Origin of the sequence: Pseudonocardia terrae (assembly GCF_021343995.1) — a bacterium.
Classification (GTDB): domain Bacteria; phylum Actinomycetota; class Actinomycetes; order Mycobacteriales; family Pseudonocardiaceae; genus Pseudonocardia; species Pseudonocardia terrae.
This window is the reverse complement of sequence record NZ_JAJTTE010000047.1, coordinates 37935-60250: the sequence shown is the minus strand read 5'-3', so window position 1 is coordinate 60250 and position 22316 is coordinate 37935. Positions and strand designations below refer to the sequence as shown.

The 22316-nt window shown below is 75.0% G+C and carries 20 protein-coding genes; 14 read left to right on the top strand and 6 right to left on the bottom strand.

Features of this window, described 5'->3' with window-relative positions; all coding sequences use genetic code 11:
• The coding region (locus LWC33_RS26315) for a trypsin-like serine peptidase (RefSeq protein WP_233307360.1) at positions 1–634 on the top strand (634 nt) is incomplete at its 5' end.
• A 12-nt stretch (positions 635–646) separates the two neighbouring features.
• On the opposite strand, the gene LWC33_RS26310 is transcribed toward LWC33_RS26315, so the two are convergent.
• Positions 647–2188, bottom strand: a complete 1542-nt coding sequence (locus LWC33_RS26310) for a 1,4-alpha-glucan branching protein domain-containing protein (RefSeq protein ID WP_233307359.1) — start codon at positions 2186–2188, stop codon at positions 647–649.
• On the bottom strand, positions 2185–2976 hold the full coding sequence (locus LWC33_RS26305) for a class I SAM-dependent methyltransferase (RefSeq protein ID WP_233307358.1): 792 nt from the start codon (positions 2974–2976) through the stop codon (positions 2185–2187). Before LWC33_RS26305 ends, LWC33_RS26310 begins: the two co-directional genes overlap by 4 nt.
• Positions 2977–3095: 119 nt before the next feature.
• On the opposite strand from LWC33_RS26305, the gene LWC33_RS26300 reads away from it, so the two are divergent.
• Complete coding sequence (locus LWC33_RS26300) at positions 3096–3659, top strand: Uma2 family endonuclease (RefSeq protein WP_233307357.1); 564 nt, start codon at positions 3096–3098, stop codon at positions 3657–3659.
• A gap of 6 nt (positions 3660–3665) precedes the next feature.
• On the opposite strand, the gene LWC33_RS26295 is transcribed toward LWC33_RS26300, so the two are convergent.
• Positions 3666–3980, bottom strand: a complete 315-nt coding sequence (locus tag LWC33_RS26295) for a hypothetical protein (RefSeq protein WP_233307356.1) — start codon at positions 3978–3980, stop codon at positions 3666–3668.
• A gap of 477 nt (positions 3981–4457) precedes the next feature.
• On the opposite strand from LWC33_RS26295, the gene LWC33_RS26290 reads away from it, so the two are divergent.
• The 6 genes from LWC33_RS26290 (at position 4458) to mnmA (ending at position 11078) form a co-directional block, all read left to right on the top strand.
• Complete coding sequence (locus tag LWC33_RS26290) at positions 4458–5243, top strand: electron transfer flavoprotein subunit beta/FixA family protein (protein WP_233307355.1); 786 nt, start codon at positions 4458–4460, stop codon at positions 5241–5243.
• Between the two features lie 34 nt (positions 5244–5277).
• A complete protein-coding gene (locus LWC33_RS26285; RefSeq protein ID WP_233307354.1) occupies positions 5278–6237 on the top strand; it encodes an electron transfer flavoprotein subunit alpha/FixB family protein in 960 nt (319 codons plus the stop codon).
• A gap of 613 nt (positions 6238–6850) precedes the next feature.
• Positions 6851–7612, top strand: a complete 762-nt coding sequence (locus tag LWC33_RS26280) for a GNAT family N-acetyltransferase (protein WP_233307353.1) — start codon at positions 6851–6853, stop codon at positions 7610–7612.
• A gap of 32 nt (positions 7613–7644) precedes the next feature.
• Positions 7645–8613, top strand: a complete 969-nt coding sequence (locus LWC33_RS26275) for a lysophospholipid acyltransferase family protein (protein WP_233307352.1) — start codon at positions 7645–7647, stop codon at positions 8611–8613.
• A gap of 120 nt (positions 8614–8733) precedes the next feature.
• Positions 8734–9945 carry a cysteine desulfurase family protein gene (locus LWC33_RS26270; RefSeq protein WP_255692994.1) on the top strand — a complete coding sequence of 404 codons (1212 nt, stop codon included), beginning with the start codon at positions 8734–8736 and terminating at the stop codon, positions 9943–9945.
• Positions 9946–9992: 47 nt separating this feature from the next.
• The gene (mnmA, locus tag LWC33_RS26265; protein ID WP_233307350.1) at positions 9993–11078 is read left to right on the top strand and encodes a tRNA 2-thiouridine(34) synthase MnmA; all 1086 of its coding nucleotides are present in this window, start codon (positions 9993–9995) and stop codon (positions 11076–11078) included.
• Positions 11079–11085: 7 nt separating this feature from the next.
• Here the strand turns inward: mnmA and LWC33_RS26260 are convergent, their stop codons facing one another.
• Positions 11086–11868 (bottom strand): Rpn family recombination-promoting nuclease/putative transposase, encoded by a 783-nt coding sequence (locus LWC33_RS26260; protein WP_233307349.1) that lies wholly within the window; start codon positions 11866–11868, stop codon positions 11086–11088.
• A 211-nt stretch (positions 11869–12079) separates the two neighbouring features.
• Here LWC33_RS26260 and LWC33_RS26255 point away from each other — a divergent pair, with 211 nt between their 5' ends.
• On the top strand, positions 12080–13327 hold the full coding sequence (locus LWC33_RS26255) for a uroporphyrinogen decarboxylase/cobalamine-independent methonine synthase family protein (RefSeq protein ID WP_372476694.1): 1248 nt from the start codon (positions 12080–12082) through the stop codon (positions 13325–13327).
• Between the two features lie 52 nt (positions 13328–13379).
• Here LWC33_RS26255 and LWC33_RS26250 read toward each other — a convergent pair whose 3' ends face one another.
• Together LWC33_RS26250 and LWC33_RS26245 are read right to left on the bottom strand one after the other, a co-directional pair.
• Complete coding sequence (locus LWC33_RS26250) at positions 13380–14744, bottom strand: MFS transporter (RefSeq protein WP_233307348.1); 1365 nt, start codon at positions 14742–14744, stop codon at positions 13380–13382.
• A gap of 111 nt (positions 14745–14855) precedes the next feature.
• Positions 14856–15479 carry a TetR/AcrR family transcriptional regulator gene (locus LWC33_RS26245; RefSeq protein ID WP_233307347.1) on the bottom strand — a complete coding sequence of 208 codons (624 nt, stop codon included), beginning with the start codon at positions 15477–15479 and terminating at the stop codon, positions 14856–14858.
• Between the two features lie 122 nt (positions 15480–15601).
• On the opposite strand from LWC33_RS26245, the gene LWC33_RS35675 reads away from it, so the two are divergent.
• The 5 genes from LWC33_RS35675 to LWC33_RS26215 all read left to right on the top strand — a co-directional run bounded on the left by LWC33_RS35675 (position 15602) and on the right by LWC33_RS26215 (position 22280).
• A complete protein-coding gene (locus tag LWC33_RS35675; protein WP_308191009.1) occupies positions 15602–16432 on the top strand; it encodes a MaoC/PaaZ C-terminal domain-containing protein in 831 nt (276 codons plus the stop codon).
• The gene (locus LWC33_RS26230; RefSeq protein WP_233307345.1) at positions 16429–17250 is read left to right on the top strand and encodes an alpha/beta fold hydrolase; all 822 of its coding nucleotides are present in this window, start codon (positions 16429–16431) and stop codon (positions 17248–17250) included. The genes LWC33_RS35675 and LWC33_RS26230 overlap by 4 nt, the downstream gene beginning before the upstream one ends.
• A complete protein-coding gene (locus LWC33_RS26225; protein WP_233307344.1) occupies positions 17247–18950 on the top strand; it encodes an AMP-binding protein in 1704 nt (567 codons plus the stop codon). Before LWC33_RS26230 ends, LWC33_RS26225 begins: the two co-directional genes overlap by 4 nt.
• A 76-nt stretch (positions 18951–19026) precedes the next feature.
• Positions 19027–21393 carry an NAD-dependent DNA ligase LigA gene (gene ligA / locus LWC33_RS26220; protein WP_233307343.1) on the top strand — a complete coding sequence of 789 codons (2367 nt, stop codon included), beginning with the start codon at positions 19027–19029 and terminating at the stop codon, positions 21391–21393.
• Between the two features lie 164 nt (positions 21394–21557).
• The gene (locus tag LWC33_RS26215) at positions 21558–22280 is read left to right on the top strand and encodes a 3-keto-5-aminohexanoate cleavage protein (RefSeq protein ID WP_233307342.1); all 723 of its coding nucleotides are present in this window, start codon (positions 21558–21560) and stop codon (positions 22278–22280) included.
• Positions 22281–22316: the final 36 nt, after the last annotated feature.

Genomic DNA, 22316 nt, shown 5'->3' with positions numbered 1-22316 from the left:
GTTCGGGGGGCCCGCGTCCGCCCTCGGCGACCACTACTGCAGCGGCTCGGTGGTCGACAGCCCCGCGGGCGACCTCGTGCTCACCGCGGCGCACTGCGTGGCCACCGGCGACGGGACACCACCGCGCACCGGGATGTCGTTCGTCCCCGGCTACCACGACGGCGTCCGGCCCCACGGCGTGTGGACCGTGACGGGCGCCGCCGTCGACCCGCACTTCCTCGCCGACGCGGATCCGGACTTCGACGTCGCCTTCCTGACCGTCGAGCCCGCCGACGGCGCGGGGCCGATCGAGGACACGACCGGCGGCTTCCCGATCGCCTTCGACCCGGGCGCGGGTGACCCGGTCCGCGCGCTCGGCTACCCCGACGAGGACGCCGGCCCGACGGTCCGCTCCGGCGTCACGCAGCAGTTCTCGCCGACGCAGCTGGTCCTGCCCGCCCCGGGGCTGGAGGACGGGACCAGCGGTGGCCCCTGGCTGCGCGCGGGCGCGGCCGGACCGGAGGTCGTCGGGCTGACCGGCGGGTACGAGCAGGGCGGGTACAGCGCGGACACCTCGTACTCGACCTACCTGGCGGGCTCCTTCGCGGACCTGCGCGACGAGGCGCTGCAGCCGGACCCGCGGGCGTCGGGCTGAATCCGGACCTGCTCAGACCCGCAGCCGGCGGGCGTCGACGTGCCCGAAGGGCCCCTGCTCCCAGCCGCGGACGAGCGCGCCGGCCTCCTCGCGGCGGCCCTCGTCGAGCAGGCGGGCCAGGGCGAACACGCGGTCGGCGTGGCGGTGGGCGCGCTCGCGGGCGTAGCCGACCGTCGAGCCGGTGGTGACCATGAAGGCCCAGTCGCTGGACAGGGCGAGCAGGGCCTGCTCGGCGAGCGCGTCGAGCAGCGGGTCGCGGGCGGGGGACCGCCCCTTCCCGACGGCCGTGAGCACCGCGTCCTGCACGCGCCCGTGGAGCTCGACGAGATCGGTGACGGCCTCGCCGGCCCACACCCGCCAGTCCTTGCCCGATCCCCACGACGAGGGGGGCAGCTCCACCGGTTCGCCGATGAGGCCCGGATCGGCCAGCGCGCCGCGCAGCGTGGTCACCCGCACGCCGGCTTCCGGCAGCGCCCGCAGCACGGCCTCCAGCCACGCCGGGCCCTCGTGCCACCAGTGCCCGAACAGCTCGGTGTCGAAGGCGGCGACCGTCAGGGCGGGCCGGCCGTGCTTCTCCCGCAGGGCGTCGAGCCGAGCGCCGACGACGTCGACGAAGTCCACGGCGTCGCGCTCCACCTGGGCGGCCGCGCGGGCGGGGGAGTAGGGCGCCTTCTCGTGCGGCGGCACGTCGGGGCCCGTGACCCGGGCGGGTTTGAGGCCGGACGCGTGGTCGTAGGTGTGGAAGTCGCGGTAGCTGCGGTGCCCGGGATAGCCCTTGCGCGGCGACCAGACGCGGTAGGTCACCTCGAGGTCGCGGCCGACACAGTGGACAGTCCCGTCGCCGGGGACAACGCCGTCGACCGGGACGGTGCCGCCGACCGGGACGGTGCCGCCGACCGGGACGGTGCCGCCGACGGGCCGGGCGAACGCGGTGTCGCCGTGCAGCGCGGGCCCGTCGACGAGGAAGTGGGTCACGCCCGCCGCGGCGTACTCCTGCTCCATCCCGGGCGCGAAGCCGCACTCGGGCGCCCAGATCCCGGCCGGCAGCGCGCCGGTGCGCCACCGGGCGTCGGACAGGCCCACCTCGAGCGCGAACTCACGGACCCGCGGGTCGAGCAGCGGGCCGAAGGGATGGGTGGCCGGCCCGCCCAGCAGCTCGACGGCGCCCTCGAGGGACCGGAACACGGGCGAGCCGCCGTGGCGCCAGTGCGTCTCGAACTCGGCGAGCGCGGCGGCCGCGCGGCGGTGCTCGTAGCCGGCCAGCTCCGGCAGCCGACCGGCCGCCTCGTGCGCCCGCAGCTGCCAGGTCGCCAGCCAGGTGTGCACGCCCCGCAGGCAGTGCGGGTCGTCGAGCTGCGCGGCCAGCACGGGCGTGACGCCGAGGGTCAGCAGGTCGCGGCGGCCCTCCGCGGCGAGCCGGCGCAGCACGTCGGCCAGCGGGAGGTAGGCCTGCGCCCACGCCTGGTAGAGCCACTCCTCGCCGACCGGCCACCGGCCGTGGTGCGCGACCCAGGGCAGGTGGCTGTGCAGGACCAGGCAGAAGGTGCCCCTCACGGGCGGCTCGCCGTCACCAGCAGGTCGAGGCTCGCGTCGAGGTCGTCCGGGGTGAGGAGGAAGTCGTCGACGGTCACCGACCCGACGTCCGCGAGCAGGTCCGCGGGCCAGGCGCCGCCGGCGAGCGCGACGGCCACCTGGGCGTCGACGAGCGAGCCGCCGTGCCGCAGGTCGAGCGCCCGCAGCCGCGGCCCGTGGTGCAGGCCGAACACCTCGACGTCGGTGAACCCGGCCTCGCGCACCAGGTCGGCGAGCTCGCCGGGGGCGAGCTCGCGGGTGTGGAAGGGGTTGAGCGGGGTGTCGCGGCCGGGGGAGAAGGTGAGCCGGTTCGGTGTGGACACCATCGCCCGGCCGCCCGGCCGCAGCACGCGCAGGCACTCCCGCAGGAACCGGCCCTGATCCCACAGGTGCTCGACGACCTGCAGCGACACCACCGCGTCGAACCGGGAGTCCGGGGCGGGCAGGGCGACGAGGTTGGCCCGCGCGACCCCGACGCGCGGGTAGCGCCGCGCGACGTGCGCCGCGGTGAGCGCGTCGTGGTCCAGTCCCAGGACGCGGTCGGCGACGCCCGCGAGCAGATCCGCGCCGTAGCCCTCGCCGCAGCCCGCCTCCAGCACGGTCGCGCCGCCGCACTGCGCCGCGAGCGCGGCGTACACCGCCTCGTGCCGGCGGAACCAGTAGTTCTCCTCCGGGATCCCGGGCACGGTCCGCTCGCCGGTCAACGGGAGGGAGGAGGTGCTCACGAGGCCTCCGGCGGTCGGGACGGACGGGCCCCACGACGAAACCATGCGGGTCGCGCCACACCGCCGCCGGGCCCTGTGGACAACCCGGCGGCGGCGCGCGGAACTGTCGGGGCGGGCCGCGACCGTGCGAGCATGAGTTCCACGCATCCCGAGGAGGACGCGCCATGGCCACCCCCGAGCTCGCCGGGATCCTCGACCACACCGGCCCGTGGACGGAGGAGGACTTCCTCGCGCTCCCGGAGGACCGGCGCATCGAGCTGCTCGACGGGGAGCTGCTCGTGAGCCCGTTCGCGGGCTACGGGCACCAGCGCGTGGCCTCGCGGCTGTGGCGGGTGCTCGACGAGGCGGCGCCGCGCCAGGTCGAAGTGTTCGAGACGGTGAACGTGCGGGTCGGGTCGGGACGCATCCTGATCCCCGACCTCGTGGTCGTGACCGAGCCCGGCCTGGACGTGGCGATTGCCGACGCCGCACTCGTCGCGCTCGTCGTCGAGATCCTGAGCCCGGGAGCGGTCGTCGCGCATCGGGCGCTCAAGCCGCAGCTCTACGCCGCGGCGGGCATCCCGTCGTACCTGCGCGTCGAACTGGGCGCAGCGCCGTCGGCTGCGGTGTTCGCGCTGGCTTCCGGCCGGTACGAGCAGGTGGCAGCGGCTCCGCCCGGCGGTGTCCTGCGGCTCGACGAGCCCTTCTCCGCAGAGATCGACCTGGCCGCCCTCGTCGCCCGCCGCTGACCCGGGTCAGGCGGTCCGGGGATCGGGGCCGGGGTCGCCGGACACGGTGACGATGCCGCCGACGCACTCGTTCAGCCAGGCCAGCAACGTGTGGTCGTCGAGTGTGAGGGGAACCTCGGGCCCGCCCCACCCGAGCCGGGTGACGGGACGGTGGGCCAGCGCGTCGTCGAGGAGCAGGGCGAGGCCGTCGGTCAGCAGGACGGTCACGCCCTCGTGCGTGACCTCGCGGGTGCCCGCCTCGCGGTCACCCGCGGCCAGGTCGGAGCCCGTCCGCACGACGTACCCCTGACCCGTGCGGTCGTCGAAGCCCGTCACCAGCACGCGCGCACCCCCGTCCGCCGGCGCGGGAGCCGGCCGGCACGGGGATCCTAGGGCCGGTGGGCCTCCGGACGGGGCCGTCGAACCCCGTGCCCCGACGCGGGGAATGTCACTCCGAGGGCGTCGAGCCGCTGCTGGTGAGGGGTCTGGTGAGCAGGCTCACCCCGGGCGCCGTTTGCTGTTCGGATACCGCACGGTAACAATCGGGCCCAGGTCAGACGGCATGCCGCGGCCCCTGCGGGCCCCGATCCACGGGGTCCGGCGGGCGGCGCGGGGCCGGCGGACCGGTGGTCCGGGCGGTGTCGCGCCGGCCGCGGACGGGACCCGGAGAACCCGGCGTCACCCGCCCGCGTCGCGACGGCGCAGCCCGCCGGGATCGACGCTAGGTTCGCACGCAGGTTTGGCAGGCGAGTAGCCGCGGCGCCCCCTCGCAGGAGCGGGGCGGCCGCCGCGCAACCGGCAGGAGGTCGAAGAGGTCCGATGAACATCGTCGTGCTGGTCAAGCAGGTGCCGGACACCTACTCCGAGCGGAAACTGTCCTCGGGCGACCACACCCTGGACCGGGACGCCACGGACGCGGTGCTGGACGAGATCGACGAGCGTGCGGTGGAGTCCGCGCTGCAGCTCAAGGAGGCCAACGACGGGTCCGAGGTGACCGTCGTGGCCATGGGCCCGGACCGGGCCACGGACGCGATCCGCAAGGCGCTGTCGATGGGTGCGGACAAGGCGGTGCACCTGTCGGACGAGGCGCTGCACGGCTCGTGCGCGGTGCAGACCACCAGGGCGCTGGCCAAGGTGATCGGCACCCTGGGCGAGGTCGACCTGATCCTCGCCGGCAACGAGGCCTCGGACGGCCGCACCGGCGCGGTCCCGGCGATGATCGCCGACGTGCTCGGGCTGCCCGCGCTGACCCACGGGCGTGAGCTGACCGTGGAGGGCTCGACGGTCACCGTGCGGCGGGAGACCGACGACGGCGTCACGGTGCTGAGCGCCGAGCTGCCGGCCGTGGTCTCGGTGAACGAGAAGATCAACGAGCCGCGCTACCCCTCGTTCAAGGGGATCATGGCGGCGAAGAAGAAGCCGGTCACCACGCTCACGCTCGCGGATGCGGGGATCGACGCCTCCGAGGTCGGGCTGGCCACCGCGCTGTCCACGGTGACCTCCTCGCAGCCCAAGCCCCCGAAGTCCGGCGGCGAGAAGGTCGAGGACGAGGGCGACGGCGGCCAGAAGATCGCCGCGTTCCTGGTCGGCCAGAAGCTCATCTGAGACCACCCGTAGCGATCTGAGGAGATAGAGGAACATGGCTGAGGTTCTGGTCCTCGTCGACCATCTCGACGGGGAGATCAAGAAGAGCACGTTCGAGCTGCTGACCGCCGCCCGCGCGCTGGGCGAGCCGTCCGCGGTCGTCGTCGGCCCGGCCGGGTCGGGCGGCAAGCTGTCCGAGGGGCTCAAGGCCCACGGCGCGGCGAAGATCTACGTGGCGGAGACCGACTCGTCGGACTTCCTGACCCCGCAGGTGTCGGTGCTGGCCTCGCTGGTCGAGTCCAAGGACCCGGCCGCGGTGCTGATCGGCGTGTCCGCCGACGGCAAGGAGATCGCCGGGCGCCTGGCGGTGCGGACGAACTCGGCGCTGCTCGGCGACGTCGTCGGGGTGTCCGCTGTCGATGGTGGGGCGGGGGCGACGCACTCGGTGTTCGGTGGGGCGTTCATCGCCGAGGCCAAGGCCAACACCGCGCACCCGGTGATCACGCTGCGCCCGGGCTCGGTCGAGGTCGAGGCGGCCGACGGCGCCGGGGCCGAGGAGAGTGTCGAGGTCCCGGCCGCGTCCGGTCGGTCGGCGACGGTGCAGTCGCGGGAGCCGGTCACCGGCGGCGACCGCCCGGAGCTGACCGAGGCCTCGGTCATCGTCTCCGGTGGTCGTGGTGTCGGGTCGGCGGAGCAGTTCTCCGTGGTCGAGGGTCTGGCCGACTCGCTCGGCGCCGCCGTGGGCGCCTCGCGGGCGGCGGTGGACTCGGGGTTCTACCCGCACCAGTTCCAGGTCGGGCAGACCGGCAAGACCGTGTCGCCGCAGCTCTACATCGCGCTGGGCATCTCCGGTGCGATCCAGCACCGGGCGGGCATGCAGACCTCGAAGACGATCATCGCGGTCAACAAGGACCCCGAGGCCCCGATCTTCGAGATCGCCGACTTCGGCGTGGTGGGCGACCTGTTCAAGGTCGCGCCCCAGCTGCAGGAGGAAGTCACCAAGCGCAAGAGCTGACCTGCGCAGGGTTGCGTGCGGCCCCGTCCCCCTCACTCCCGGGGGCGGGGCCGCCGCGTTTCGGCCGAACTCAGCTGGAGGGCTTGGCCCAAGATCGGCGACACGGTGCGGTCAAGGCGCCTCGCGCCGCCCCTGCCGCACTCGAACGACGATCATGAGGCGGGCCGGGCTCGTCGTAGCGTCTCCGAGTTCTGCGCCGCCGGCTTGTCAATCGCCGCTTGAGGCAGCCGAACGTCGCTGCACCAGGTCTCGCCCAAGACCGGCGGCTCGGTGCGCTGAGGGTGCTGGGCAGTGCCACCGCCGCACCCGAACGGCGATCATCAGGCCGGGTCGAGCTTGTCGTGCCGCCTCCAGTTGCTGCGCCGACCTCCTGTTCGACCGCCGCCGTTGCAGCCGAGCGCCGCTGCACCAGCTCTTGCCACCTCAAGATCGGCGGCTCGGTGCGGTCTCGGCGGCCCGCACCACCCCTTCCCACTCGTGAACCCCGATCATGGTCGCCGTCGCCCAGCCGGCTCACCCGTCGGAGTGGCGGCGCGCCGAGGTTCACCGGGCCTTCACGCGCGAGACGCCGCCGGTGGCGTGCGTGTTCGGACCCGGCCGATACCAAGCACCCGTGACCTCATCCCAGGTTCTGGTCCGGACGCCCGAGGCGGCGGCCACGCGCTACTCGCTGCTGCTGACCACAGACTCCGCGGACGTCGAGGCCGCCCAGCGGCTCCGCCACCGGGTGTTCGCCGGGGAGCTCGGCGCGCGGCTCGACAGCCTGCGTCCCGGCCTCGACGCCGACCGGTTCGACGAGCTCTGCGACCACCTCGTGGTGCGGGAGGACGCGACCGGCGAGGTCGTCGGGACCTACCGGATGCTGCCGCCGCGCCGGGCGCGTGCCGCGGGGGGCCTGTACTCCGACGGAGAGTTCGATCTCACCGCCCTCGACCCCATCCGGTCGGAGCTGGTCGAGACCGGGCGCTCCTGCGTGCACCCGGACCATCGCGCGGGGGGCGTCGTCGGGTTGGTGTGGGCCGGGATCGCCCGGTACATGCTGCTCACCGGCAACCGCTGGCTGACCGGCTGCGCGAGCGTCCCGCTCGCCGACGGCGGGGCGCTGGCCGCCGGGGTCCGCGACACCGCCTTCGCCTCGCACCTCTCGCCGGCCGAGTACCGCGTGACGCCGCACCAGCCGTGGGACGCCGCGGCCGCCACCCGGCACCGCCGGACGGCACTGCCGCCGCTGCTGCGCGGCTACCTGCGGCTGGGCGCCTGGGTCTGCGGGGAGCCGGCCCACGACCCGGCCTTCGGCTGCGCCGACTTCCTCGTCCTCCTCGGCCTCGAGCACGCCGACCAGCGCTACCTCCGCTTCTTCCTGGGCGAACAGTGACCGAGCGGACCGCGCGCCTACCCGGGCGAGCAATGAGCGACCGGACCGCGCGCCTACCAGTGCGCGAGCAGCCCGCGCGCCGCACCACGCCGCTCGCGGACTCGCTGACCACAGCGCTGCGCCTCCGGCGCGCGACGCCCCGGTTCCCGGAGCACCTCCCGGCCGGCGGGGCCAGCCTCCCGCCCGCCGCCCTCCGCACCCTTCCCCCCACCCACCCCGGCCTTCCGCCCGCCGCGGACCGACCGGCCTGGGCACCCTGCTCGCCCTGCGGCCTCGACTGCCTCCCCGCCGCCGGTCGCCGTGCCGATCCGAGGGCCGCCCTCCGCGTCGCGCGCCGGCTCACCGCGCTGGTCGCCCTCCTGCTCGTCGCCCTGCCGGTCCTCCTCGCCGGCCCGAACCCACGGCTGTTCCGGGCCGTGCTGCGCGCCGCCGGCGTCCGCCTTCGGGTCTGCGGCACCAGCTACGGAGAGGGCGGGGTGCTCGTCGTCGCCAACCACCTGTCGTGGATCGACGTCGTGGCGCTCGGCGCGGTCGCCCCGGTCCGGATGATCGCGAAGCGCGAGGTGGCCGACTGGCCGTTGATCGGCCCGATCGCCCGCCGCACCGGAGCCCTGTTCGTCGACCGGGCCGGCCTGCGCGGGCTCCCCGCCGTCGTCGCGGGCACGGCCGGAGCCCTGCGCGGCGGCGCCGTTGTCGGCGTCTTCCCCGAGGGCACGACCTGGTGCGGCTCGGCGTCGGGCCCGTTCCGGCGGGCCCCGTTCCAGGCCGCGCTCGACGCCGGCCGCCCGGTCCGGCCCGTCCGCATCGACCTCACGCTGCCCGACGGACGGCCCACCACCGCCGGTGCCTTCGTGGGCGACGAGACCCTCTGGGCCTCGCTGCTGCGGGTCCTGCGGCTGGAACGCCTGGACTGCACGCTCACCCTGCTGCCCGTGCTGCCGCCCGAGGGGGACCGCCGCACCCTCGCCGCCCGGGCCGAACGCGCGGTCGCGGCCGCGTAGAACCCACCCGCGGGAGGGCCGGACCGCGGTCCGGCGTCTACCCTGAACGGCGATGAGCGACCAGGAGACCGCGCCCGCCACGGGAGCCCGACGCCGAGCGGGGTCCCGGCCGTGACGTACCTGGACCACGCGGCCACCACCCCGATGGTGCCCGAGGCCGTCGCCGTGATGGCGGAGGCGATGGCCCGCACCGGGAACGCGTCGTCGCTGCACTCCGCGGGCCGGCGGGCCCGGCGCGAGGTCGAGGAGTCCCGCGAGGGCATCGCGGGGGCGGTCGGCGCCCGGCCGTCGGAGGTCGTGTTCACCACCGGCGGCACCGAGAGCGACAACCTCGCGATCAAGGGCCTCTTCTGGGCCCGGCGCGCCGCGGATCCCCGCCGGACCCGGGTGCTGGTCTCGGCCATCGAGCACCACGCCGTGCTCGAGTCGGCGGAGTGGCTCGTCGAGCACGAGGGCGCCGAGCTGGTCCTCCTGCCCGTCGACGCCGGCGGCCGCGTGCGGCCCGAGGTGCTGCGCGCCGCGATCGAGGAGGCCCCCGACGCCACCGCGCTGGTCTCGGTGATGTGGGCGAACAACGAGGTCGGCACGGTCAACCCGATCCGCGAGCTCGCTGCCGTCGCGCACGGGCACGGCGTCCCGATGCACACGGACGCGGTGCAGGCCGTCGGGATCCTGCCCATCGACTTCGCCGCCAGCGGGGTCGACGCGCTGACCCTCACCGGACACAAGCTCGGCGGTCCCTACGGCGCCGGCGCGCTGCTGCTCGGCCGCGAGGTCGGGATGGTGCCGCTGCTGCACGGCGGCGGCCAGGAGCGCGACGTCCGCTCCGGCACGCTCGACACCCCCGCCGTCCTCGGCCTGGCCACCGCGGTGCAGAAGGCGGTCGCCGACGCCCCGCGCCGCGCCGCCGTGCTCACCGGGCTGCGGGACGAGCTGGTGAGCAGGATCCGCGCGATCGTCCCCGACGCCACGCTCAACGGCGACCCGGGCACGGCGGTGATCGACGGCGGCCCCTCGCGCCTGCCGGGCAACGCGCACCTCAGCTTCCCCGGCTGCGAGGGCGACAGCCTGCTCATGCTGCTCGACGCGCACGGCATCGAGTGCTCCACCGGCTCGGCGTGCACCTCCGGGGTGGCCCAGCCCAGCCACGTGCTGCTGGCCATGGGCGCGAGCGAGGCGGTGGCCCGCGGGTCGCTGCGGTTCTCCATGGGCCACACCACCACCGAGGCCGACGTCGCCGCGGTCGTCGACGTCATCGGCCAGGTCGTCGAGCGGGCCCGCCGGGCCAGCGCGGGCGCCACGCGCCGGCGGGAGACCGCCGGCAGCGCATGAGGGTTCCGGGTTCATGAGGATGCTGTGTCGATGAGGGTTCTGTGTCGATGAGAGTTCTGGCGGCACTCTCCGGTGGCGTCGACTCCTCGGTCGCCGCGGCGCGGGCCGTCGCGGCCGGGCACGAGATCGTCGGCGTCCACCTGGCGCTCTCCCGCACGCGCGACGCGCTGCGCTCCGGCTCCCGCGGCTGCTGCTCGCGCGAGGACGCCGCCGACGCCGCCCGCGTCGCCGACGTGCTCGGGATCCCGTACTACGTCTGGGACCTGTCGGAGGAGTTCGCCGAGGACGTCGTCGAGGACTTCGTGGCGAGCTACGCCGCGGGCGAGACGCCCAACCCGTGCCTGCGCTGCAACGAGAAGATCAAGTTCGCGGCCGTGCTGGACCGGGCGCTCGCGCTGGGCTTCGACGCCGTGTGCACCGGCCACTACGCCCGCCTCGACGGGGGTGTCCTGCGTCGGGCGACCGACGCGGGCAAGGACCAGTCCTACGTGCTCGCCGTGCTGCGCGCCGACCAGCTCGCGCACGCGATGTTCCCGGTCGGCGACACCGGCAAGCCCGCGATCCGGGAGGAGGCCGCGCGGCTCGGGCTGCGCACCGCGGCCAAGCCGGACAGCCACGACATCTGCTTCATCCCCGACGGCGACACCCGCGGCTTCCTGCGCGAGCGCCTCGGCGCGCGGCCCGGCGAGATCGTCGACGCGGTGACCGGGGAGGTCCTCGGCGCCCACGCCGGTGTGCACGGCTTCACCGTGGGCCAGCGCAAGGGCCTCGGCGTCGACCGGCCGGCCGCCGACGGGCGGCCCCGGTACGTGCTCGGCATCGAGCCGGTCAGCGGCACCGTGACGGTCGGCCCCGGGGTGGCGCTCGACGTCCGGAGCATCGAGGCCCGGCGCCCCGTCTGGTGCTCGGGCACCGCGCCCGACGGCCCCTTCGCGTGCACCGTCCAGGTCCGCGCGCACGGGGGCACCGCCCCCGCCGAGGTCACGCCGCTCGACGGGCCCGAGGACGGCGTGCGCGTCGCGCTCGCCGCGCCGCTCCGCGGGGTCGCGCCCGGCCAGGCCGTCGCGTTCTACCGCGAGGACCCGGCGGGCGACGTCGTGCTCGGCTCGGCCACCATCACCGCGACCGCGTGACGCCGGTTCAGGCCACCGACACCTCGGCGACCATGCCGCGCATGAGGTGCGGTGGCCCGTCGCCGCTGCCCAGCGGGCAGAGCACGATGTAGCGCCCCGCGGGCAGGTCGACCAGCATCCCGCCCTGCTGGCCGGGTGCCGCGGTCGTCGCGCCGGGGACCACGTCCACCTGCTGCGCCAGCAGCTCCGGCGTCGTCGCGACGACCTGCGCGACGGTCATGGCCTGGTCCTTCGGTCGCACGATCAGCAGCCCGTGGTACAGGTTGGCCGTCGACCGGTTCGTCAGCCGGAACGCCGCCGGGCCCGGGTGCAGCGTCGCGGGGACGCCGTCGAGCCGGAACTCCGTGGCCGTGACCTCCACCCGCGAGTAGCCGCAGTGGTCGTAGGCCCAGGCCTCGTACTGGTTCACGCTCTGCGCGACGACCGGGGCGTCCGTCGGGGCCGCGGTGCCGGTCGTCGCCGCCGACTTCAGCACGCCCTGCAGGGCGGTCAGGGAGGGCCGCACGTCCGCGGGTGCCGTCGCGACCGCGGAGTCGAGCAGCGGCAGGATGCGGCCCGCCCACTCCCGCACCGCGGCCGGGTCCGGTGTCGAGGGATCACCGGCGGGAGGGGGGACGGCGTCGACCTTCACCAGGGTCGCGCAGGTCGCGTCGACGGGCGCGGGGGCCGCCTCCGCGGCACCCGCGGCGGGGGCCGGGGCCGCACACGCGACCGCCCCGCCGACCAGCGCCGCGACCGCCGTCGCCGCGCCCAGCAGCCGCGTCGTCCGGATGCCCGTCCGTGTGCCCATGAGGTCCCCCAACCCTGAGGCGGCGCCGCCCACGCGAGGTCGAGCATGGGCGCGCGGCGGGCTGCCGGGCAGGGGCTGAGGACCCCGACCGGTACGCAGTTCCCGCACCGCGTCGCACCGCTCTGCAGAGAGTCCGCACGACGCCTCACACAGCGGGCCCGGCGCGGCACCCCGCCGGCCGCGGTGGGAGACGCAGTGTGAGACTCGACCCGTGAGCACGCCCGACGACCCGCTGGCCGCCCTCCTCGCCGCCGCCGGCCTGGGCGAGGAGAAGTCCGAACCCGACGACGACCCGTTGGCCGCCGCCCTCGCCGCGGCCGGCCTCGGCGACGTCAGGCCGGGGGAGACGGTCGCCCCCGAGCCGCGCATCCAGGTCAGCGCGGCCCCGGAGGAACCCGAGGAGGAGGGCCCGACCGAGCGCTGGCCCCCGGGCGCGGCGACCGGCGTCGGCTCGCTGCCCGGCACCGACCCGCGCGAGACCGCCGAGACCGTCGCGGGGGAGTTCCCGCTGCTGCCGCACCTGCCGGAGCTGCCGGCCCGGGGTGTCGGCGCGGATCCGGTCGGCCGGGCCGCGGGCCTGCTCGTCGACCTGGCGGTGGAGGTCGTGCCCACGGCCTGGCGGGTCACCGCGCGCCCGGGCAAGGACCACCGCCGCGCCGTCGACCTGCTGCGCGCCGATCTCGACGCCCTCGACGAGGCCTGCGTCCGGACCCGGCCGGAGTGGGTGAAGGTGCAGGTCGTGGGCCCGTGGACGCTCGCGGCGTCGGTCGAGCTGGCGAGCGGGCACCGGGTGCTCACCGACCACGGGGCCGTGCGGGAGTTCGCCGTGAGCCTCACCGAGGGGCTGCGCGCGCACGTCGCGGAGGTGGCGGAGCGGACGGGCGCCCACGTCGTGGTGCAGCTCGACGAGCCGCGTCTCGCCGCGGTGCTCGCCGGCGCGCTGCCCACCGCGTCGGGTTACGGCACGGTGCGCGCGGTGCCGGAGCCGGACGTGCAGGACACTCTGCGCGACATGATCTCCGCGCTGCGGGTGCCCGTCACGGTGCGGGTCCCGGGCGACCGCCCCCCGCTGCGGGTACTGCGCGAGGTCGGCGCCGCTGCCCTCGGCATCGACGCCACCCGGCCGTCGATCTCCGGCGACACCGCCCTGCCCGCGGCGCTCGACGCCGTCGGCGAGGTGTGGGACGCCGGCCTGCCGCTCTTCCTGGGACTCGTCCCGGTCCGCGACCCCGGCGAGCCGCTGGAGACCGCGACCCTGGCGCGGCGGGCCTTCGATCTGGCCGACCGGCTCGGGTTCGACCGGGTCCGGCTCGCCGAGCTGGCCGTCCCGACGCCGGCCGGCGGCCTGGCCCGTGCGACCCCGGACTGGGCGCGCCGGGCGATGGAGCTCAGCCGGGACCTGGGCAAGGCGTTCGCCGACCCCGACGAGCTGCCGAGCAGCGAGCAGACAGGCCGCTGACCGCCCGCACGCGAACGGCGCCCCCACCAGGTGGGAGCGCCGTTCGTGCGAGTCAGGAGGCGTGGACGGCCACCGGGGCGTCGGACGTCTCGTAGAGGTCCCGGCGGAACCGCTCCTTGATCGTCACGACGGCGATGAAGGTGATCGCCGCGCCGGCGACGATGTAGAGCGACACCGACCACGAGGCCCCTGTCGCGGCCAGCAGCGCCGCCATGATGAACGGCGCGAGCCCGCCCGCGAACACGGACGCGAACTGGTAGCCGAGCGAGGCACCGGAGTACCGGACGTCGGCCGGGAACATCTCGGCGTACAACGTGGCCTGCGGGCCGTACATCGTGGCGTGGATCGTGAAGCCGATCAGCAGCGCCAGGAAGACCAGCGGCACGGAGCCGGTGTTCACCATCCAGAACATCGGGAAGGCGAACAATGCCATCAGCACGGTGCCGGTCAGGTACAGCTTCTTGCGGGTGCCCATGCGGTCGGTGAGCCCGCCGAAGAAGGGCATCGTGACGACCTGGGTCAGGCCGGCGCCCATCACGCACCACAGGATGGAGGTGCGGGACATGCCGACGGTCTTGGTCGCGTAGTCGAGCATGCCGCTGATGAGGATGTAGAAGGTCGCGTTGACCACGAAGAACGCACCCGCGGCCTGGAGGATCTCCTTCCAGTACCGGCGCACCGCCTGGACCAGCGGCGCCTTGCGCAGCCCGGCCTCCCGCTTCGACTCGACGGAACGCTGCTGCAGCTCGCGGAACACCGGCGTGTCCTCGATCTTCAGCTGCACGTAGATGCCGATGAGGACCAGCACCAGGCCGGACAGGAAGGGGATCCGCCAGCCCAAGGAGTCGAACTGCTCCGGGGTGGTCACGGCGGTGATGACGAGGAAGAAGACGTTGCCGGCCACGGCGCCGAAGATCGCCCCGGTCTGCACGAGGCTGCCGTAGAAGCCGCGGCGCTCGATCGGTGCGTGCTCGGTGAGCAGCAGCGCGGCGCCGCCCCACTGCGCGCCGACGCCCAGGCCCTGCACCAGCCGCGCGACCACCAGCAGGACCGGCGCCCAGACGCCGATGGTCGCGTAGCCGGGCAGCACGCCGATCGCCGTGGTCGCGAGGCCCATGACCAGCATCGCGACGACGAGCGGGGGCTTGCGGCCGAACCGGTCGCCGACGTGCCCGGCGATGATGCCGCCCAGCGGTCGCGCGACGAAGCCGACGGCGAAGGTCGCGAACGAGGCGAGCGTGCCGGCGACCGGGCTGGCCGAGGGGAAGAACTGGTGGCCGAGCACGAGCGCGGCGGCCGTCGCGTAGATCAGGAAGTCGAACCACTCGAGGGTGGTGGCGAAGACCGCGGCCGCGGCGAGCCTTCCCATGCGCGGGGGAGCGGTGTGCTCCGCCCGGTCGAGCTTGTCGGGGGACATGTCGGCAACCTCCGCCACGGTGCGGCTGCGTCGCCCGCGGGGTGCGGGCGGCGGTACGAACGATCGTTCATACCGTAACCGCGGTGTCCCGGGTGGACAAGGGGCGGGGTGTCAGACGTGCGGCAGCGGGGCCTCGAGCAGCGCGAGCGCGTACCGGGCGTGCTGCTCGGCGAGCTGGCCGCGGGAGAGCCGGCCCTCCGGCCGGTACCAGGTGGCGACCGCGTTGACCATGGACAGGATCGCGCGCGCGGCGTCGGCGGCGTGCGGGGTGCGGAACTCCCCGCCGGCCACGCCCTGCTCCACGATGTCGCCGAAGATCGCCTGGGTGCGGTCGCGGTCGGCCACCAGTCGCGCCCGGTCCTCGCCCTGCAGGTAGCGCACCTCCGCGGTGGAGACGAGCATCGCGAGCTGCTGGTCCACCACGAACCCGACGTACGCGCGCACCGCCTCGCGCATCCGCGAGGTGGCGTCGTCGCCCGCGTCGGCGACCGCCCGCCTGACCCGCGCCTCGAGCTCGGCGTTGGCGTGTCGCAGCACCTCGGCGAGCAGGTGCGACTTCGAGGGGAAGTAGTTGTAGAGGTTCGACAGGCTGGTGCCGGCCCGCTTCGCGACGTCGCGCATCGAGGCCCCGTTGAACCCCTGCGCGCCGAACGCGGCCAGCGCGGCGTTGAGGATCGCGGCCTCGTTCCCGCGCCCCGTGTCGGCGACCAGGAGCACCGAGGAACGATCGTTCATGTCGCCCAGGCTAGTGCAGGACCGGCGCTTGACGGCGGGTGCAGGCGGGTGGTTTCGTCGAATATGCAAGAACGTTCGTTCGTGTAGCCGTCCGTACACTGTCGTCCACGAAGGGGGTCCGCGTGACGACCGAGCAGGTCCTGCGACCCGACACCCGGACCGGGCCCGGCCGCCGGTTCGAGGAGTTCACGGTCGGGGAGCGCTTCACCAGCGCGCCCCGGACCGTCACGGCCACCGACCTGGCGGAGTTCACCCGGCTCTCCGGTGACGACCATCCGTTGCACGCGGGCCCGGACGGCGTCCTGCAGGGGCCGTTCGGCATCGCGGTGGCGATGGGCCTGCTGCAGGGCCTGGGTCTGCACGGGTCGGCGGTCCGCGGGCTGCTGGACACGCACTGGAGCTACCGGCTGCCGCTGCGGGTCGGGGACACGGTGCGCCTGGAGCTGACGGTGGTGCGCTGCCGGCGCACGCGCAAGGGCGACGCCGGCGTGGTCACCCGGCACATGCGGCTGGTCGACGAGCAGGGCCGCACCGTGCAGGAGGGCACCACCTCCGCGCTGGTCGCGGCGGCGGGCCCGGGCCCGGACCCGGTGGGCCGCGCGTTCGGGACCCTCGGCTGGGGTGAGGCGCTGGTCGCGGCGCTCGCGCCGGGGTTCGCCGAGTCGCTGGCCACCTGGGACGGGGCGATCGGGCTGCGCGCGGGCGAGCACGAGGTGTGCCTGCGGGTGTACCGCGGCAAGGTCATCGAGGTGGCCGGGCGCGCGGCGCTGGGCCCCACCTTCACCGTCGAGGCCGACGAGCTGACCTGGACCGAGCTGGTCACGGCGCCGGCCAACGAGTTCACCCGCTTCGCGATGTCCGGCCGGTTCGGCATGCGGGGCAACGGCTACGAGTACCTGCGCCTGACGAAGGCCCTGCACCTGATCGTCGACGCGGCCCGGGGGATCGCATGAGGTACATCGACATCGCGGGCGCGTTGGCGTTCGTCGAGGAGCACGGCCCGGGCGGGGACGACACGGCCGGCACCCCGGTGCTGTGTCTGCACACGGCGGGCCAGAGCGGGGTGCAGTGGCGCCACGTGGCCCCGGCGCTGGCCGCCCGCGGTTTCCGGGTGGTGGTGCCGGACCTGCCCGGCCATGGCCGCTCCGAGCCCGCGCCGGGGGGCCCGGTGACCGAGCTGGGTGTCTACGCGGGCTGGTGCCTGGAGCTGATCGAGGCCCTCGGGCTGGAGCGTCCGTACGTCGTCGGCTGCTCGATCGGCGGGAAGATCACGCTGGATCTGGCCGCGCGGGCGTCGGGCCGGCTGGCGGGGATCGTCGCGATGGCCGCGAACGCCTGGACCGGGGGCACTCCCTCGGAGCGCGGGCTGCGCCGGGAGCTGGCCGACGTCGCCGCGCCGAGCCGGACGGACCGGACCTACCTGGGGACGCTCGCCGTCGTCGGGCGGTCGGTGCCGGCGGAGCGGGCCGAGCTGATCGCGACGATGCACCGGCGCGAGGACCCGGCGATCTCCAACTCGGACCTGATCGGCTGGACCACCCACGACCTGCGCGAGCGCCTCGGCGGGGTGCGCTGCCCGGCGCACCTGGTCGTCGGCGCCGACGACCTGTGGGTCCCGGCCGCCGGCACCCGGGCGGCGGCCGCGCTGATCCCCGGCGCGCGGTGCACGGTCCTCGACGGGATCGGGCACTATCCGATGGAGGAGATCGAGGGCTTCGACGGCGTCCTCGCGGGGTGGCTGGCGGAGCTCGGGAGCGAGGTGGCGGCATGAGCGGGGTCGCGGACGGAACGGACGTGGCGGTCGGCCAGGACGTGGAGCGCGAGCCGCTCGTCGCCCCGCACCGCGTCTCGCCGCTCCCGGCGTCGGGCCCCGTGCCGCGGGACCTCCCCGACCTGCTCGGCCGGCTCGCCGCGCGGGAGTCCGACCCGGTCGTCGTGGTGGACAAGGGCCCGGCGGGCGAGCGGATCTCGGTCACCCGCGGCGAGCTGTGGCGCCGCACCGGTGCGCTGGCCGAGGAGCTGCGCACCCGCGGGATCGGCGCCGGCGACTGCGTCGCCGTGTGGATGCCCAACTGGAGCGACGCGCTGGCCTGGCAGTTCGCGGTCGCCGCGCGCGGGGCGCACGTCATCGGGATCAACACCCGGTACAACGTCGAGGAGGTCCGGCACGTCCTCGAGCGCGCCCGGCCGAAGCTCGTCGCCCTGGCGCACGACTTCCACGGGCTCGACCTGCTCGGCCGGCTGAAGGAGGCGATCGGGGACGGGCCCGCCCCGCCCGTCGCGGTCGTCGCCGGACCGGGCCGGGAGGCGCCGGACCCGGCGGTCGCCGACGCCGGCGGCGGCGCCTGGGTGCCCACCCTGGCCGACGGCTCGATCGACGGCACGGTGCCTGCCTCGGACCCGGCGGACCTCGCCGTGGCGTTCACGACCTCCGGCTCGACCGGCATGCCCAAGCTCGCGGCGCACTCCGCCGCCGGCGTACTGGCCCACGCGGCTGCCGACGCCGCGACGCTCAGGATCGCCGAGGGCGACCCCGTGCTCTGCGCGCTGCCGCTGTCCGGGGTGTTCGGCTACCAGACGGCGATGGCCGCGCTGGCCGCCGGCGGGGTCTGCGTGTTCGCGCCGGTGTTCTCGGCCGACGCGGTGCTCGACGACATGGAGTCCCTCGGCGTCACACACGTCGTCGGGGGCGACGACCTGGTGCTGCGGCTGGCGGAGGCGTGGCGGGAGCGCCCGCGGGACCTCTCGGCCTGGCGCTGGTGGGGCGTCGCGGACTTCCAGGGCCGCTCCCGCGAGCTGGCCGCGTGGGCGCGCGACGAGTTCGGCACCCTCACCTCGGGGGTCTACGGCTCCTCGGAGCTGTTCGCGCTCACCGCCCACTGGCCGCACGACGAGCCGGAGCCGGCCCGCTGGGTCGGCGGCGGCCGCGTCGTCCACCCCGGCATCGAGGTACGGGTGGCCGACCCGGTCACCGAGGAGGTGCTCGCCACCGGGCACGAGGGCGAGCTGCAGTTCCGCGGGCCCAACGTGGTCGACGCGTACCTGGGCGCCGAGGTCCCCGGCGCCTTCACGCGCGACGGCTGGTTCCACTCCGGCGACCTGGGCACGATCGTCGACGACGGCGTGTTCGCCTACGTCTGCCGGATGGGCGACGCCCTGCGGCTGCACGGCTTCCTCGTCGACCCCGCGGAGATCGAGGTGCGGCTGGCCGCGCACCCGGACGTGCACACCGCGAAGGTCGTCGGCGTCCCCGACACTTCCGGAGCCACGGTCGCGATCGGTTTCGTGGTGCCCGAGGAGGGCCGCGCGCCGGACCCGGCTGCGCTGCGGGCCTGGTGCGCCGAGGGGCTGGCCAAGTTCAAGGTCCCGGAGACGGTGCACGTCATCGAGGCGATGCCGACCACCTCGGGGACCAACGGCACCAAGATCCGCGCCGCCGCGCTGCGGGAGTGGGCGGCCGCGGCACGGTGAATGGCGCGGTGAGCGGCGCGGTGAGCGGCGCCCGCTCGTCCGGGAAGTGTCGGTGGGGCCTACTAACCTGCCACCCGTGAGCGCGGACCGGACAGCGAGCCCCCCCACCAGCACCGTTCCCGACGACGTGCGGGAGCGGCACGCCGCGCTGGCCACCGAGGTCGCGGACCACCAGTTCCGCTACTACGTGCTCGACGCACCCGTGGTCTCGGACGGCCAGTTCGACGAGCTGTGGCGCGGGCTGATCGCGCTGGAGGAGGAGTTCCCCGAGCTCCGCACCCCGGACTCGCCGACCCAGAAGGTCGGGGGGAGGTTCTCCACCGAGTTCACCGCGTACGACCACCTCGAGCGCATGCTCAGCCTGGACAACGCGTTCAGCGAGGAGGACCTGCGCGCCTGGGCGGAGCGCACCGTCCGCGAGGTCGGGTCGGACCTGCACTACCTGTGCGAGCTGAAGATCGACGGGCTCGCGGTGAACCTGCTCTACGAGAACGGGGTGCTCACCCGGGCGCTCACCCGGGGGGACGGGCGCACGGGCGAGGACATCACGCTCAACATGCGCACCCTCGAGGAGGTGCCCGAGAAACTCACCGGCACCGCGGAGTTCCCGGTGCCCGAGCTCGTCGAGGTGCGCGGCGAGGTCTACTTCCGGCTCGAGGACTTCCAGCGCCTCAACGCCGCGCTCGTCGAGGCGGGCAAGCCCCCGTTCGCGAACCCGCGCAACACCGCCGCCGGCTCGCTGCGGCAGAAGGACCCGCGGGTCACCGCGTCCCGCAACCTGCGGCTGATCTGCCACGGGCTGGGCAAGCGGAAGGGCTTCACCCCGGTCACCCAGTCGCACTCCTACGAGGCGCTGCAGGCGTGGGGGCTGCCCGTCTCCACCCGCACCACCGTCTTCACCTCGATCGACGAGGTGGTGGCGCACGTCGCGTACTGGGGCGAGCACCGGCACGACATCGAGCACGAGATCGACGGCGTGGTCGTGAAGGTCGACGAGGTGGCCCTGCAGCGCCGGCTCGGCGCCACCTCGCGCGCGCCCCGCTGGGCGATCGCCTACAAGTACCCGCCCGAGGAGGCCACCACCACGCTCCTCGACATCCAGGTCAACGTCGGGCGCACCGGCCGGGTCACCCCGTTCGCGGTCATGGAGCCGGTGCTGGTCGCCGGGTCCACGGTCTCGATGGCCACCCTGCACAACGAGGACGAGGTGCGCCGCAAGGGCGTGCTGATCGGCGACCGGGTGGTCATCCGCAAGGCGGGCGACGTGATCCCCGAGGTACTGGGCCCGGTCACGGACGTGCGCACGGGCGAGGAGCGGGCGTTCGTCATGCCCACGCACTGCCCGGAGTGCGGCACCGAGCTGGTGCGGCAGAAGGCGGGCGACGTCGACCAGCGCTGCCCCAACGCCCGGTCCTGCCCCGCACAACTGCGCGAGCGCCTGTTCCACGTGGCCGGCCGCGGGTCGTTCGACATCGAGGGCCTGGGCTACGAGGCCGCCACCGCCCTGCTGAGGTCCGGCGTGGTGCACGACGAGGGCGACGTCTTCGCCCTCACCGAGGAGGACCTGCTGCAGGTCGACCTCTTCCGCACCAAGGCGGGGGCGCTGTCGGCCAACGGCCGGAAGCTGCTGCAGAACCTCGAGGCGGCGAGGGACCGGCCGTTGTGGCGGGTGCTCGTCGGGCTGTCGATCCGGCACGTCGGGCCCACCGCGGCGCAGGCCCTGGCCCGCGAGTTCCACTCCATGGAGGCGATCGAGCAGGCCGCCGCCACGGCGTGGGAGGAGACCGAGAAGGCCGGGGTGGAGATCACCTCGGACGGGTCCGCGGCCGAGGAGCCGGACGGGTCGGAGGCGCCGGCGGTCCCCGCCGACGCGAACGCCGGCGGCTCCGCCGACGGCTCGGCAGACGGCTCCGCCGACACCTCCACCGACGACGCCGATCCCGAGGCCCTCGCCGCCGAGGAGGAGAAGGCCCAGAAGACGGCCACCCGCGCGCAGGCGAAGGCGGTCGCAGCGGCCCTGGCGCCGATCGCCGGCGTCGAGGGCGTGGGCCCCACGATCGCCGCCGCCGTGCGGGACTGGTTCACCGTCGACTGGCACCGCGAGGTCGTCGCGAAGTGGCGGGCCGCCGGGGTGCAGATGGTCGACGAGGTCGACGAGTCGGTCCCGCGCACCCTGGAGGGCCTGTCGATCGTGATCACCGGCTCGATGGAGAACTTCTCCCGGGACGAGGCCAAGGACGCGATCATGGCCCGCGGCGGCCGGGCCGCCGGCTCGGTCTCGAAGAAGACGGCCTTCCTCGTGGCCGGCGACGCCCCGGGCTCCAAGTACGACAAGGCCGTCGAGCTCGGCGTCCCGGTGCTCGACGAGGAGGGCTTCCGGGTGCTGCTGGACCGCGGCCCGGAGGAGGCCACCCGACACGCCGGGGCCGCGTCGGGATCGTGACACGCGTCAGCACATGGAGGGACCTCCCGGCCCGGCCGCGCGGACCCGTACCGGCGGCCCACTAGGCTCGCGGCTTCCGCTCCCCGCACGGGCCTGACCGGTCGTCGCGCCGTCCGGTGCCGGCGTGGGGTGCGGTGCGGATCCTGGAGACGGAGGAGAGCACGGTGCTGCAGGCGGTTCTGAACGGTTCGCGTCCGGAGGACGCGCACCCGGCGCTGCCCGTCCTCGCCCGGCACCTCGCCCGCGACGCCCGCGCGGTCGCCCGCCTCGGCGTCAACTCCGTGCACGTCCACCCGCGGGACCCGCTCGGCCACGAGACGATCGACCCGGTCCACGTCGGCGACGCGGTGGCGCTGATCCGCCAGGAGGCCCCGGGCGTCGAGATCGGCGTGACCACGGGCCGGTGGATCCAGCCGGACCCGAACCTGCGCATCGAGGCCGTGCTCAGCTGGGGGCGGCTCGGGCTGGGCAAGCCGGACGTCTGCTCGGTCAACGTCCACGAGAAGGGCTGGGTGGAGGTCTGCCGCGCGGCGGCGTCGGTGGGCATCGGCGTCGAGCTCGGCGTGTGGACCAGCGGCGACGCCGTCACCCTGCGGCAGAGCGGCGTCCCGCCGATGACCGTGCGCGTGCTCGCCGAGTCGACCGTGGTGTCGGACCCGGAGACCGCGGTCGCCGAGGCGGTCCGGATCGTGCGGGCGCTCGGCCAGCTCCCCGTGCCGGTGCTGCTGCACGGCGAGGAGGACGGCGCCTGGCCGGTGCTGGAGTACGCGCTGCGGATGGGCGTCGACACCCGGATCGGCTTCGAGGACGTGCTGGTGCGGCCGGACGGCTGGCTCGCCACGGGCAACGACGACCTCGTCCGCGCCGCGCTCGCCATCCGCGTCTGAGGGCCGCCCGAACGACCGGGAAATCCCGGGAGTTCC